General features: G+C 61.4%; 10 protein-coding genes. 3 read left to right on the top strand and 7 right to left on the bottom strand.

What is annotated here, in order from left to right:
- Positions 1–96: 96 nt before the first annotated feature.
- From rsmA to ACNA1V_RS10650, 3 genes are read right to left on the bottom strand one after another with little or no spacing between them, the layout of a single operon-like run.
- Entirely contained in the window at positions 97–930 is an 834-nt protein-coding gene (gene rsmA / locus ACNA1V_RS10660) for a 16S rRNA (adenine(1518)-N(6)/adenine(1519)-N(6))-dimethyltransferase RsmA (RefSeq protein WP_415833599.1), read from the bottom strand.
- A 5-nt stretch (positions 931–935) separates the two neighbouring features.
- Positions 936–2,372, bottom strand: coding sequence for a peptidylprolyl isomerase (locus ACNA1V_RS10655; RefSeq protein ID WP_415833598.1), 1,437 nt, complete (start codon positions 2,370–2,372; stop codon positions 936–938).
- Positions 2,373–2,376: 4 nt separating this feature from the next.
- Positions 2,377–4,704: an LPS-assembly protein LptD gene (locus ACNA1V_RS10650; protein WP_415833597.1), complete on the bottom strand. Its 2,328-nt coding sequence runs from the start codon at positions 4,702–4,704 to the stop codon at positions 2,377–2,379.
- Between the two features lie 112 nt (positions 4,705–4,816).
- Between ACNA1V_RS10650 and ACNA1V_RS10645 the strand changes: the two genes are divergently transcribed.
- From ACNA1V_RS10645 to ACNA1V_RS10635, 3 genes are all read left to right on the top strand, one after another.
- Positions 4,817–5,899 carry an aminoglycoside phosphotransferase family protein gene (locus ACNA1V_RS10645; protein ID WP_415833596.1) on the top strand — a complete coding sequence of 361 codons (1,083 nt, stop codon included), beginning with the start codon at positions 4,817–4,819 and terminating at the stop codon, positions 5,897–5,899.
- On the top strand, positions 5,899–6,606 hold the full coding sequence (gene murU, locus ACNA1V_RS10640) for an N-acetylmuramate alpha-1-phosphate uridylyltransferase MurU (RefSeq protein ID WP_415833595.1): 708 nt from the start codon (positions 5,899–5,901) through the stop codon (positions 6,604–6,606). Before ACNA1V_RS10645 ends, murU begins: the two co-directional genes overlap by 1 nt.
- Before the next feature lie 162 nt (positions 6,607–6,768).
- The gene (locus ACNA1V_RS10635; protein ID WP_415833594.1) at positions 6,769–7,470 is read left to right on the top strand and encodes a hypothetical protein; all 702 of its coding nucleotides are present in this window, start codon (positions 6,769–6,771) and stop codon (positions 7,468–7,470) included.
- A gap of 202 nt (positions 7,471–7,672) precedes the next feature.
- Here the strand turns inward: ACNA1V_RS10635 and ACNA1V_RS10630 are convergent, their stop codons facing one another.
- The 4 genes from ACNA1V_RS10630 to ACNA1V_RS10615 all read right to left on the bottom strand — a co-directional run bounded on the left by ACNA1V_RS10630 (position 7,673) and on the right by ACNA1V_RS10615 (position 13,851).
- Entirely contained in the window at positions 7,673–8,722 is a 1,050-nt protein-coding gene (locus ACNA1V_RS10630) for an NADP(H)-dependent aldo-keto reductase (protein WP_415833593.1), read from the bottom strand.
- Positions 8,723–9,028: 306 nt separating this feature from the next.
- Positions 9,029–9,445: a YidB family protein gene (locus ACNA1V_RS10625; RefSeq protein ID WP_415833639.1), complete on the bottom strand. Its 417-nt coding sequence runs from the start codon at positions 9,443–9,445 to the stop codon at positions 9,029–9,031.
- Positions 9,446–9,628: 183 nt separating this feature from the next.
- Positions 9,629–11,551 (bottom strand): hypothetical protein, encoded by a 1,923-nt coding sequence (locus ACNA1V_RS10620; RefSeq protein ID WP_415833592.1) that lies wholly within the window; start codon positions 11,549–11,551, stop codon positions 9,629–9,631.
- Between the two features lie 86 nt (positions 11,552–11,637).
- Positions 11,638–13,851, bottom strand: a complete 2,214-nt coding sequence (locus ACNA1V_RS10615) for a choice-of-anchor tandem repeat GloVer-containing protein (protein WP_415833591.1) — start codon at positions 13,849–13,851, stop codon at positions 11,638–11,640.
- Between the last annotated feature and the right edge of the window lies 1 nt (position 13,852).

The raw sequence follows: 13,852 nt of genomic DNA, 5'->3' as shown, positions 1-13,852 counted from the left end.
GTTGGATGCAATCCATGGGCAAGGCCTGTTTTTACTGACGGATCAGGGCTTGCAAGCCGAGGGCGCACCCACAGCTGGCCAGCCCTCTGCTTCCCCTTACTCGGCCTGGGACGACGCGCCGCCAGCCAAGGCAGCAAGGTCTGCATCTGCCACCCGGCCAGCGGCCAGCAAGGCATCTGCCATGCCGATGTACTGCGCTACCGTCACCGTTTCCGCACGATCGGTAGGTGCAATGCCCAAGGCATCCCACGGAATATCCTCCGACCAATCCGCCAGAACACGGCGCAGCATTTTGCGGCGTTGCGAAAATGCGCGGGCCACGACCGTGGAAAATGCCGTCTCGCTCTGCGGCCGCAGGCGATCTGCCGGCAAGGGGCGCATGCGCACAATGGCAGACATCACACGCGGCGGCGGGTCAAAGGCTTCGGGCGGCACATCGAACAGATTGATCATGCGGTAGCGCGATTGCAGCATGACCGACAAACGGCCATAGTCCGCCGTACCCGGCTTGGCCACCATACGGTCAATGACTTCGCGCTGCAGCATGAAATGCTGGTCACGCACCTGATCGGCAACGGCCATCAGGTGAAACAGCAAGGGACTGGAAATGTTGTAGGGCAGATTGCCTACGATGCGCACGCCCTGGCCGAAAGTGGAAAAATCCACCGTCAGCGCGTCAGCCTCATGCACAGTCAGCTTGTCGGCGGGATACTGACGCCGCAGACGCCCGGCCAGATCACGGTCGATTTCGACCGCATGCAGATGATCCAGGCGTTCGAGCAATGGCCGGGTCAATGCAGACAGGCCAGGACCGATTTCCACCATCAGGTCGTTGCGTTCGGGCGCGATGGCGCGCACGATTTCATCGACCACCGCCAGATCACTCAGAAAGTGCTGGCCAAAGCGCTTGCGCGCCTGATGTGCTGCCATCCTGCTTACTCCTGTTCCAGCCGTTGCCGGCGTTCCAGGCGGTTGTCGATATAGGCGCGCTCACGCAGCTGCTCCAGCCACTCTTCGAACGCCGGCAAAGCGCGGCGCTCAAACAGAATCTGGCGGGCCTGCATGCGTTGATAGGCTTCGGCCATATCCTGCGTGCGGCGCGAATCCACCTTGATCAGGTGCCAGCCGAACGGAGACTTGATCGGTTGGCTGATATTGCCCTCGGACAAGGCATCCATGGCCTGCTCGAACTGGGGGACGGTCTCGCCCGGCGACAACCAACCCAGATCGCCGCCCTGGGGTGCGCTGGAATCCTTGGAATAGCGGCGCGCCAAGTCTTCGAAAGACTCGCCGCCCTGGAGGATGCGCAGGCGCAGCTGATCCAGCTGCTGCTTGGCCCGTTCGTCGCTCATGACCGCACTGGTACGGATCAGGATATGGCGAGCCTTGGTCTGCGTGACGGGCATCGGTGCCTGGGAATTGAAATCGACACCATGATCCGCCCCCATGCGCTGCTGGGGCGTCGCCTGGTCATTGCGGGCCACAACCTTCAGAATATGGTAGCCCAGGCCACTGCGTACCAGTTCGCTCACCTGCCCTTGCGGCACGGCAGCCACGGCACGAACGAACAGATCCGGCCAGCTGTTCAGCGGTCGCTCGCCCATCAGGCCGCCCTGCAAGGCCTCCGTGCCTTGCGATTCGGCTGCTGCCACGGCAGCAAAATCCTCGCCGCCACGCACCCGTTCCAGGATCGCCTCGGCGCGGGCACGTGCCGCAGCTTCCTCTTCACGCGAACTGTTTTCCGGCACACGCACCAGAATCTGTGCCAGCGCTACCGGGCCGGAGGCCGCTACAGCCGCCCCATTGCCGCTCTGGCTCTTGGTGCGTTCGTCGCGGATGAAGGCATCCACTTCGGAATCCGGAATCATGATGGTCGAATCCACGACGCGCTGACGCAGCCGATCCATCAGGATATCGCGCCGCAGTACTTCCATATAGCCCGGCCAGCTCAGGCCCGACGCCGTCACCTGCTGACGCATCTGCTCTTCGGTAAACCCGTTGCGCTGCGCGATGGTCGCAACCGCCGAGTTCAATTCGGCGTTGCTTACGCTCAGGTTGAGCCGCTGTGCTTCCTGGTCTTCCAGGCGCTCGCTGATCATGCGCTCCAGCACCTGCCGTTGCAGCACGGCAGGATCCGGCAAGGCCACGCCTTGCGCATTCAATTCGCCTTGCGCCTGGGCCGTGCGCTGATTCAGTTCGCGCAGCGTGATCACATCATTGTTGACGATCGCTGCAATGCCATCGACGACCGATTCTGCCCCGGAACGGGCTTGCGGGGCACCAGCCGGGCTGGTTTGCGCCTGCGCCGTACCAAGGCAGGCCAGCGCCAGCGCCGCCATCAACGGCAATTGCTTGAGTCTCACGTTCAGCATGTGTTTATTCGTACCTATCAAAGCGCGTGCCCTGCGGCACACTCGGATTCACGGACTCATAGCCCGGTATGCTTCTGGACAACAGACCCAGCGGATCCGTTCCCAGCGAGCCGAGTCCGGTCAGCTCGAGTTGCAGGAAGAAAGTGGTATTGGTGTCGTTGGAAGCCACGGCATAGCGCTGGAATACCGCACGCGCGGCCCAGCAGCAATCACCCTTGTATTCCAGTCCGGCAATGGACTGCGTCACCCGGCTATCCAGCATGGAATAGTCGATGCGGCCCACTCCGTACCAACGGTTGCTCAACGGCCATTGGCCGGCAAAACTGATTTGTTCACGCCCTTGCAGCTGATACTGGGCATCCACCGTCGGATCGCGCTGATAGCGGTACGCCAGCGTCATAGAGGCCAGACGCTGCGGACGCCAGCGGGCGCTCAGGGTCGAACGCATCCAGCGCTCCTGGTGCGGATCATACTGCAGCACCGCCTGGGTGCTGAAGGTATCCGTCCAGGCCGTTGTCGCGCCCATCAGCAGATCGGAACGGCGGTTCTGGCGCGGCACCTCTCCCGGCAAGGCAACTCGCTGGTTTTCAAAGTACAGGCGCTGTGCGACCGACAGGCTGACACGCTCGAAGCCGTTGCTGGCATCCATCCAGCGCGACGTCAGGCCCAACGTGACCTGGTTGGCATTGGCAATGCGATCCCAGCCACCGGTATAGAGATTCTCATCAAAGGCCTGCGCCATATTGAAGGATGCCAGCGCCGTATCGTAAGTCGGCAGATCATCCTGGTAGCGGTATGGCACATACAGATAGTACAGGCGCGGCTCCAGGGTCTGCTGCGCCGGCTTGCCGAACAAGGTCGTGTTGCGCTCGAACACCATGCCGCTGTCCAGCGACAGGATAGGCAGCGCCCGGCTGGCAACCGTCCGGTAAGAGGACAGGCCGCCAGGCAGGCTGTACCAGTTCTGTCCGCCCCAGCGGGTATCGTAGCGCGTCACGTGCATCCCGGCCTTGGGCGTGATGTACCAGCCTGCCCGCTCGATGGGATAGGCCATCGTGGCGTAGGAAACGAAACGTTGCCCCTGCGGGCCGGTGCGCTGACCATCATAGATCGGCCGCTGGAACCAGGTTGCGGTGTTATCCCAGCTCAGATCCAGGCCCCGCCAGTTATAGCGTATGCCCTTGAAACTGAGTTCCGGCAGCTTATCGTAGGGCGGAATCAAGGGCGCATCGGGATCCTGCAGCGTCTGGTAGGACTCTACCGCCACCCCGGCGCTCCAGTAGCCATCGCCCCAGCCGACGCGGCCATTACGCGGCAAGTAGGTACGGCTGGCCTCGCTCAGCCCGACGGCAGAGATATCACGAAAATAATTGTCATCGGAAGCACGGTTGACATCCCAATCGGCACTGAAACCGTAGCCCAGTTCCTGGGCATGCTTCCAGCCGTACACCCAGCGATCCGTCCGCGTCACGCGATCATTCGGCAGATAAGCGCCGGTCATTTCGCCCCGGAAGGACTCGCCCATGTAGCGGAACTCGCTGCCCAGCATCATGCCACGCTTGGTCAGCAGGCGCGGCGTCAGGGTCATATCGTAGTTCGGCGCGAGGTTCAGATAGTACGGAACGGAAATATCCACGCCACCTTTGGTGGTCGTACCATACGTCGGCAACAGCAAACCGCTCTTGCGCGCCTTGCGTACCGGGAACGTCAGGTAGGGAGATGCCAGCAGCGGCACGCCTTTGAAATACAGCACGGCATTGCGCGCCTCGCCGTCGTTGGCGTCGTAGTCGATGTCCACCCGTTCGGCTTCGATGAACCAGGCAGGATCCGGGCACGGGCAACCGCTGTAGATCACCTCGTTCAGGCGCATGTTGTTACGACCGTATATCTCCGCATGGGCGGCCTTGCCCGATCCCCCTGATGGCCCGATACGGAAAGACGGCTGCTCGATTTCGCCGACATCGGTTTCAAAGTTGTAGCGCAGGCCCGGGCCTTCGATGCGCCCGCCGTCTCGCATCAGGCGTACATCCCCGCGCGCTTCGACCTGACCGCTCGCGCCGTCATAGTCGATGTAATTGCCCTTGAGCACGGAATCATAGCGGCGCAGCACCGCATCGCCCTGCATGATGACCCGCGAGTCAGGCCGGCCTTCGGTTTTAGCGCTGTTGGAAAAGACAGGCATGTCCTCCTCGCCAAGCCGTGTACGGTCAATCAGCAGAGAAGATTCACGCAATGCCTGGGGACGCGACTCATCGCCAGCCAGACCCTCCTGGGCCTGGACAGCAGGCAGACAGCCTGCGGCAAGCAGGGCGACGGATAAGAACAAACGCACGAAAAGGAAACCGCCATAGAATATCGTGCCGGTATTATAGAGATATAGAACATCGGTTCTACGGGCATGTCTGTGGATTTCCTTTGCAATTCCCTTCCGGCCTTGCCGTACCATGCCCTCTTGCCCTGTTGAATGCCTTTCGGAACCTGCTTTGAACGCCACGATTCCCACTGATGCCAGGCTGAACCTGGTACACCAATGGCTTGCCACCCTGCCCGCCAGCCTAGAACTGGCAACCGATACACTACGCGCCGCCTCCAGCGACGCCAGCTTCCGCCGTTACTTCCGCCTGGACAGCGGTGTACACGGCACGCTGATCGTCATGGATGCCCCGCCGCCGCAGGAAGACTGCCGCCCGTTCATCGACATCTGCCAGCGCCTCCAGACGGCAGGCGTACACGTACCCGTCATCCTGGCAAAAGATCCGGTACAAGGCCTGCTCTTGTTGAGCGACCTCGGTACCCAGACCTATTTCGAACGTCTGCAACATCAACCCGGTGACGCTGAAATCGAATCGCTGTACCAAGGCGCCATCGAGTCGCTGGTAAAAATCCAGCAGGCACCGGCTGAGGGCTTGCCGCTTTTTGATCAGGCGACCCTGCTGGCGGAACTGTCGGTCTTTGAAGAGTGGTACCTGAACCGGCATCACGGCGTGACACTCTCCGACACTGAACGCAATGTCCTGTCACAAATTTTCCAGACCCTGACGGCGCACAATGTCGCCCAGGCTCAGGTTCTGGTGCATCGCGATTACCACTCTCCCAACCTGATGCTTCCCGCGGCAGGCAGCCAGCAGCCCGGCGTGATCGACTTCCAGGATGCTCGCCTGGGGCCCATCTCCTACGATCTGGCCTCTTTGCTGCTCGATGCCCGCACCAGCTGGGATGAAGCCCGGCAACTGGACTGGGGCATCCGGTATTGGGAACAGGCCCGCCGCGCCGGCCTGCCGGTGCCGGACGATTTCGCCGTGCTGCATCAGGATTATGAATGGATGGGTTTGCAGCGCAACCTGCGCATCCTCGGCGTGTTCTCCCGCCTGAATCACCGTGACGGCAAAGCCTGGTATCTCTCCCACCTCCCGCGCCTGAACGGCTATGTACGCCAGGTCTGCGGGCGCTACCGCCAGTTCACCCCCTTGCTGCGCATCCTGGATCGCGTGGATCAGATCACCCCTGCTGTCGGCTATACCTTCTGATGCGTGCCATGATCCTTGCGGCCGGACGCGGTGAACGCATGCGCCCGCTGACCGATACCCTGCCCAAGCCCATGCTGTCCGTCGGCGGCCAGCCGCTGATCGTTTGGCACCTGCAGGCGCTGGCCAACGCGGGCATCCGCGATGTGGTCATCAACCATGCCTGGCTGGGCCAGCGCCTGGTCGATGCCCTGGGCGACGGCTCGCGCTGGGGGCTGAGCATCCAGTACTCCGCCGAGGGCGAACGCGGGCTGGAAACCGCCGGCGGTATCGCCCGTGCGCTGCCGCTGCTGGGCCGCGATCCGTTTCTGGTGCTCAATGGCGATGTCTGGTGTGATTGGCAGCCGGCGGCCGCCGCTGCCATTGCCGCCCGCCTGGACGGCGACTCGCAGCAAGCCTGGCTGCTGCTGGTCTCCAACCCTGCGCACCACCCGGAAGGCGACTTCATTCGGGATGAAAATGGCGTGCTGCGCCCTCGTGGCACAGACAAGGGCGCCCTGACCTATGCCGGCATCGGTGTCTTTCACCCTGCCCTGTTCGCAGGTGTTTCCGGCGATGTAGCTGCGCCCCTGGCCCCGCTGCTACGGCATGCCATGGGCAGCCAGCGCATCACCGGCAGCCACCATACCGGACGCTGGACAGACGTCGGCACCCCGGAGCGATTGTCTGAACTTGACGAATACCTGACACAAAACCGTACCAAGCCCTAACTCCCGGAAACGTCTTGCATTCTCCAGCAGCCGCCAAGCGTAATACACTGTCGCCTGCCGGCGACGCAGCGATCCCGGCAATTCGGCAGCCAGCGCAGCCGAACCCGCTTGCAACTGCCGGCCTCACATGCGGGCCGCACACACCCAGCTAGGATTTAACGCATGGCAATGTTCAGTTCTTCCAAACGTCCGGTTTTCAAGCCTTCCCCCTACGACACCGGCAAACGCCGTCACCGCATGCCGCGCTGGCTGGCGCAAATGCTGTTCGGCGCCATCATCGGTGCTGCGGGCTGGTACTTCCTGCAAAACAGCTATGGCCCGAAGCGGCTGACTGTCACGGAATCTCAGCAACTGACCCAGGAACTCAATGCGGCACGGCTGGAAGCCCAGCGCCTGCGCGACGAACTGGACGCGCTCAACAGTGAGCACAGCAGCGTCAGTGCCAATGCAGAGCAATGGCAGGCCCGCGCCAATCGCGCCGAAGCCCTCTCCGGCCCGCTGCAACAGGAAATCGACGCACTGATCGAACTGCTGCCCGCCGACCCCCGCGGCTATTCTCCCGGCATCAGCGGCGCGCGATTCGCGCAGAAGGATGATGCGCTGGACTATCAGGTCGTCCTTCTGCAACCCGGTAATACGCCTGCTGCCTTCAAAGGCACGCTCGAACTGGTGATAGACGGCCGCAACAGTAGCGGCCGCAACGATGTCCTGCGCCTGGAAGGACCGCCGATTGACATGACGCGCTACCAGACCCTGATGAGCAACAACCCCTTGCCTGCTGGTTTCCAGGCTCGCCAGGTCACTGTCCGCGTCCTGGATGAGGCCGGCAAGCAACGTGCCATGCGTGTACTGCGCGTGCGCTGAGCGCCTGACCGAACAAACGCGTCCGGCAAAGACGCCCTGACAGGTCAACCACCTCGTACGGAGGGTAAAAAAACCAGGCGGAAGCGCGCTTCCGACCTGGTTTTTTCTTGGCCCTGCCATCCCTTCAGGGACGAGGCCGGATCATGCCCGAACCGGGACCAGCATCGCACTGCCCCGGCCACTGCGTTCAGCCCACAGCGCCTCAGGGAGCCGGATTGGGCTGGCGCTGATGGATATGCTCGATCTCTGCCAGCAGATCCTCATCCAGCGTCAGATCCACCGAAGCAATATTTTCCTTGAGTTGCTCCAGCTTGGTCGCCCCTACCAGATTGCTGGTCACGAACGGCCGGCTATTGATGAATGCCAGGGCGACTTGCGCGGGCGACAAGCCCCGGCGACGCGCCGCATAGACATAATCGCGCGTCGCCGCCTGGGCCTGCTCATTGCTGTAACGCGCAAAACGCTCATACAGGCTGATACGGCCATCTGCCGGGCGCGCGCCATTCAAATACTTGCCAGTCAGCACCCCGAAAGCCAGCGGCGAATAGGCCAGCAGGCCGATCTGCTCGTGATGTGAAAATTCCGACAAACCGGTTTCAAACGTGCGGTTCAACAGGCTGTAGGGATTCTGAATGCTGACAATGCGCGGCAGGCCCAGTTTTTCAGAAGCACGCAGGAACTGGGCGACCCCCCATGGCGTTTCATTGGAAACTCCGATGTGGCGCACCTTGCCCGCTTTCACCAGATCCGCCAGCACCGTCAGGGTTTCCTCGATGGGGACTGTCGATTCATTCTCGATCCAGGGATAGCCAAGGCGGCCAAAAGTCGCCGTGCTGCGATCCGGCCAGTGCAACTGGTACAAGTCGATGTAATCCGTCTGCAGGCGCTGGAGGCTGGCATCCAGCGCCGCCGTGATATTGGCCCGATCCAGTGAGGTCTTGCCGTCGCGGATATGTCCTTTCTGATGCGCCTGGCGCACAGGGCCAACCACCTTGGTCGCCAGCACGATTTCATTGCGGCGGCCACTGCGCTTGAGCCATGAACCGATATATGCCTCTGTGCGGCCCTGTGTCTCTGGCTTGGGCGGCACCGGGTACATTTCCGCAGCGTCGATCAGGTTCACCCCCTGTGACAGCGCATAATCGAGCTGCTCGTGAGCTTCCTGCTCGGAATTCTGTTCGCCCCAGGTCATCGTGCCCAGACCGATCAGGCTGACGTCGATATCGGTACGTCCAAGTTTGCGGTATTTCATCTGTCGTCGTGTTCCTGAGTGAAAAAACAGCCATAGCAAGCCAGCTGCCCGGCTCCAGCATGGGTATTGATATGGGCAGCGGGCTGACCAACAGCCATAGTAAAACGGAACGCCCCTCTTGCAGTCATGGCACAGGACATAAGCTAATGACGCAATGAAAAACGCTGGCCATCCTGTCTGCCATGGCAACGGCAAAAAAACAAAAACCCTGGCTCGCGGCATGGCGCCGATAGCCAGGGTTTTCTTCCAGGAAACCGGAGAGGCAGCCTGCGCAAGGCGCGCAAGCTGTTCCCGGTGGCATGCTGCTTAACCGAGCTTGCCCAGCAGCCCCGACAAGGAACCCAACAAACCCGAAGCATCAAAGCCCTGGCCAGCTTTCACTTCCCCATCAGGCGTCGCCTTGTCCACCACTTCCGGCAACAGCTTGCTCAGCAGGCCCAGCACGGTATTGTCATCCTGGCCCGATTCCTGCGCCAGACTGCCCACCAGCGACGCCGGCAAAACCTTGCGCAGCTGGTCGATGGAAACGGGCAGGTTCTGGCCATTGCCTATCCAGGATGTGATGATGTCGCCCAGTCCACCCTTGCGGAAACTATCGACCAGTCCGGCCAGGCCACCCGGATATTTTTTAAGTTGTTCCAGCAACACCGGCAGCAGCGCGGCTGGGCCGGACTTGCTGCCACCAACCAGGGAACCCAGGGAATCGAGCAAGCTCATGAAAATACCTCCGATCTCGGCATCAATAACACTATGACACTACGCCAGCGCAGCCAGGACAGCGGCAGGCGCTCATGCCGCCAGCCGCTGCCACCGTCCGCCAGACCGGAAAATACTGGCCTGCCAGCACAGCAAGAAGGTCTAGTGTAAGTCCTGCCGCCAGTCATGAAGCCTGCGGTTTACCTTGTTTTAAACCGTTGGCAGCCAACGGCGGCGGGCCGCCCAGGCCGCCAACACCACCAGCAAGCCACCCGCCAGCGCACCGCCGCCACCGTTGCTGCTGTCTCCGGTACCAGAACCGTCGATGACCTTCACCGTCAGGCGCTTGGTTTCCGTCTGGCCGGTATAGCCGCTGCATTGCAGCGTAAAGACATAATCGCGCAGTTCATTGAGCGCAGGCAGGCGATAGGAACCGCTGGCGCCATACGTTCCTTCCCAGTCGCCGCCAGCCACGCAACGCTCCGTGCCTTCACTGCTCCATTGCAGCGTCGGGCGAGTACCGGGCCGGGCCGAGCTGGCGTTGCTCACGAATCGCGTCAGCAGTGCGTCCGTCACCGGGACATCCAGCTGGAACAAGGTGCCAAAACCATCCACCGATTCACGGGTCGTGATGGTATCCCCCTCGTTGCCGCCATACCGTGACACACCGATCAGCGTCTGGTGCCGCTTGCCATCGCTGTCCGTTTTGATGGGGCCGAGGCTCAGCCCTGCCGGTCGTGCCCCCGTGGACGCCACATCGAAGTATGCCAGCGGCTCATAGGCCGGTGCATCCCCTTCCGGGGTCGTAATACGAAACAGCATACCCGCACCCAAGGCCGTAATTTGCTTGTCGCTACCGCTGACCACCCGCGTGTCGGAAGTCGTCGTGCCATAGATATTGCCATCTGCCGCACGCACCAGCGGCCCTGCGGGATTGGAGCCATCACCCTCGACCTTGTTGTCGCCGTCAGCGAAGCGATGTATGACCTCGAAGCTGCCGCTGCCGCGCTGTTTGTGAATCCGCCACAAGGTTCCGCCCGATAAGGAGGTCGATTTTTCAGAGGTCGATGAATAGGCCGTACCGTAAAGCCAGTCACCGACTTCGATCATGCTGGAAACATAATCCATGCCTGCGCGCACTTCACCTTCACTGGCCTTGGCAAAATTGTGCAGCACCTCAATCTTGTCGCCTTCATCAGGCTGCAGCCGCTGAGCCAGGTCTTGAGCCTTGATACGGAACAACGTACCGATGGGCTTGCCTTCGTCATCGGTGGCAGGGACGCCCTCAACATTCTTTTCACTGCCGCTATTGCTCGCCAACACGTAGAGCGCCTGGTCGGCCTCACTCCAAACCTGCATCAGCGGCACCGCTCCCTTGTGCTGACGAATGGTAATGACGGGGCGCCGGCCCCCCGGACGCTCAATCGACTCGGCAAAGTCGCACAGATTGGCCGACGGCTGCAGCAATTGACCCGAACCAGGCACAAAATGGTAAAGGATGTTCTTGCTGTTGCGGCTGACGTGGGTCGGTGTGCAATTTGCCAGGCCACCGGCCCCATTCAGAAACAGACGGCCCTGACCATCCTGCGTCATCTGGCCACGTGGCTGGAAGTCCGTGGCCAACAACTCATCGCCATGGTTGACCAGCAGCCGCACTTGCCCCTCACGAATCACAAACAGGGTACCACCAGGATTCAGGCCATTCTCGTCCAGCGCGGACTCCGAACCGCCATAGATGTCTCCTGTCCTGATATCGTGAAGCAAGGGTGTAATCTGCACGCCGAAACGCGGCGTCAGTATCTCGTACTGGTAGCCCTTGCCATCGACACCGACCTGGAAGAAAGCTCCGCTATAGAACTGACCGCCAAACTTTCCCGTCCACTTATCCTCGCCGCCTTCCTGTGTCATGCCGACATAACGATTCTGGCTTGCGATGTAGATTGGAGGCGTAAAGGGTGTTGCCCCTGGAAAATTGCCGCCATTGCTCGCCGGGCCAGAAAAGACCAGCAAAGGCTTAGGCGCGAATTGCGCCTGTTCCGTGAATGCCTGAGCAGCGCCAGACGACAGCAACAAGGCCAGCACCGTGGCCACATGAGTGTTCAACGCGCGGCGGGGAAAGGAAAATGTGGACATCTTGGTGTTCCTGCAGATAAGGAATTGCATCTGTGCAAGTGGTCCGCTGGCTGCCTGGACAGCAGGCAGCCAGCGGCGACATCACATCAGGGACGGCGACGGGCCAGGCCGGCAATCGCCAGCAAGAGCAGAACACCGGCAGGCAGGCTGCCGCCGCCATTGCCGAATTCGTTCTTGTTGCCGTCCTTGCCGATGATGGGCGAATTGACGTAGAGCGGCACGACTGCGGATACGGCCGTTCCCTTGACGCTATCGGTGCATTGCAGGGTGTAGTACAGCGTACCGTTGCCTGGCGTCAGTTCCAGGCTGCCCGACGTTTCCTGCGGACCGGTCCAGTCGCCCTGAGATGAACTGGCCAGACAATCGCGCGTCTGCCAGGACGTCCAGGTCAGCGTTGCGCTTGCGCCTGAGGCGATTTCCTGCGGGCTCACCGTCAACGTGATGGAAGCCGAAGGCAGGTCGCCGTCCAGATCCGCCACGAACACGGCGCCATTGTCGTCATAGTCCTTCTGCTCGCCACGGTTGTTGGTGTATGCAGAACCGCCACGGCTGGTCACGCCATACAGGCGGCCGTCTTCGCCTGCACGCACGCCCAGCGGACGGAACCCATCAACGTCGTATTTGAAGGAATGCAGGCTCTGGAAGCCACTGGCGGTGGCCTTGCCATTCGCATCCGGAGCCAGCGCGCTGGTCACGATGCGGAACAGGGTGCCATTGGTCAGGCCCTGGTCGGCCCAGGCAACCGTTTTATAGCCAGTCCCTGCCGCGAACTCTTCTGCGCCCACGGCGCGGCACTTGGCCCGGTCGATTTCGACGCCCAGGTCTTCGCAGGTTGGCGCATGGTCCAGCAGGCCCGTGGCAAAGGACCACAGGCGATTACTGCCGCCGCTGAGTGTCGTGCCATAGATATTGCCATCCTTGCCCAGCGCCAGCGGGCCACGCGGCGTGCTGCCATCCGCCCCAGAGAACTCATGCAGGATCTGGAAACGCCCGTCTTCATCAACGGCATCCATCGGAACGCGATAAACCGCGCCGTGCGCCACCTGGCCGTCATAATGAGGGAAAGACTCGGTGGGCAATACGTTCTTGCCAGGGTAACGGTAGCCGCACAGCGGGCTGTCGGCAGACACCGCGGTATAAGCCGTCAGTACGGCTTTCCACTTGGTATAGACCTGACAACGATTGATGGAGGTAGCGCCGTAAATGTGCCCGTCCTTGCCTTCCACCAGGGATGACAGGCCCACCATGGCCTGCACGCCATTGGTGCTGATCGTCACATCCCCTGCCGTACCGGGCACGTACAGATCGCCACTGGGGTAATAGCGCAGCTGTTCATTGCCCGAATGCAACTGCACATTGATTTCCCCTTCCTTCAGGCGGAAGGTATGCAGCACGCGGAAGCTGCCAGCCGGGTTGGCCGGATCCAGCTTGAACAAAGTCCCTGTCGGCGTATCCGGCGCGCGCGGCGTCGTCGGTGCGTTGGGTAGCCCGCGGTCGTAGCCGGTCACGCCGTAAATCCAGCCATCCGACCCCAGGATGATGTCATTGAGCACCTGTTTCATGCCGTCCGGCCCGGCCTGGAATTCATAGAGCGTCAAGAACTGATCGTTCGCATCGACCTTGAAGATCCGCCCGTGGCCGCGTTCGCCCTTGTCTGCACCGTACAGATTGTCCTGCGCATCTACGACCAGCGCGCCATTGGGCATATTGAGTTTGCTCTGCGTACTGGCTATCGGCACCAGATGGGTTCCATCAAACTCGGTACGGAATACCGCGCCCTTGCGCACGGCCAGGGCATACTGCGCCGTCTCGGCCGTGGTGCTGGCATCATATTGCTCGGCAAACATGCTGACGATCACACCCATGATGCTGCCATCGCTGGTGCGTACGGGCGTCCCCGGGATCAGGCCATAAACGCGGTTTTCATCCACCTCCAGGCGCTCGTAATGGCCCGGCGCCGCCTGCATCCACCACAAGCCGACGCTACCGATAGACCGCAAACTCTGGCCAAAGGAACCACCGAACAAATAGGGGCGCTGCGAACTCGGGTGTTTGAGGAACAAGGGCGGCGAGGAAGGATCCTTGATGCTGGGCCAGCCTTTGGCGCCATCATTGCCCGTTTCGCTGGCGCCTGTGTAGTGGAAGGACGTCATCTCCGTCACCGCCACGCTTGAGACACCGGAAACGTCACCTGCAGGCAGGCCGGCCGCGCCCGCAGACAGCGTCCAAACGCCCAGGCAAGCGGCAGCCAGTGCCGCACGGCGAGCACTCAGGGGAAAAGCAGTTCGTACAGTTTTCATG

Source organism: Kerstersia similis (assembly GCF_965139615.1).
GTDB classification, from domain to species: Bacteria; Pseudomonadota; Gammaproteobacteria; order Burkholderiales; family Burkholderiaceae_B; genus Kerstersia; species Kerstersia similis.
This window is presented reverse-complemented; position numbering and strand designations above follow the sequence as displayed.

Coding starts and splice junctions, on each gene's coding strand:
- rsmA (WP_415833599.1), bottom strand. CDS start 930: ATGGCAGCACATCAGGCGCGCAAGCGCTTTGGCCAGCACTTTCTGAGT.
- ACNA1V_RS10655 (WP_415833598.1), bottom strand. CDS start 2,372: ATGCTGAACGTGAGACTCAAGCAATTGCCGTTGATGGCGGCGCTGGCG.
- ACNA1V_RS10645 (WP_415833596.1), top strand. CDS start 4,817: ATGCCCTCTTGCCCTGTTGAATGCCTTTCGGAACCTGCTTTGAACGCC.
- murU (WP_415833595.1), top strand. CDS start 5,899: ATGCGTGCCATGATCCTTGCGGCCGGACGCGGTGAACGCATGCGCCCG.
- ACNA1V_RS10635 (WP_415833594.1), top strand. CDS start 6,769: ATGGCAATGTTCAGTTCTTCCAAACGTCCGGTTTTCAAGCCTTCCCCC.
- ACNA1V_RS10630 (WP_415833593.1), bottom strand. CDS start 8,722: ATGAAATACCGCAAACTTGGACGTACCGATATCGACGTCAGCCTGATC.
- ACNA1V_RS10620 (WP_415833592.1), bottom strand. CDS start 11,551: ATGTCCACATTTTCCTTTCCCCGCCGCGCGTTGAACACTCATGTGGCC.
- ACNA1V_RS10615 (WP_415833591.1), bottom strand. CDS start 13,851: ATGAAAACTGTACGAACTGCTTTTCCCCTGAGTGCTCGCCGTGCGGCA.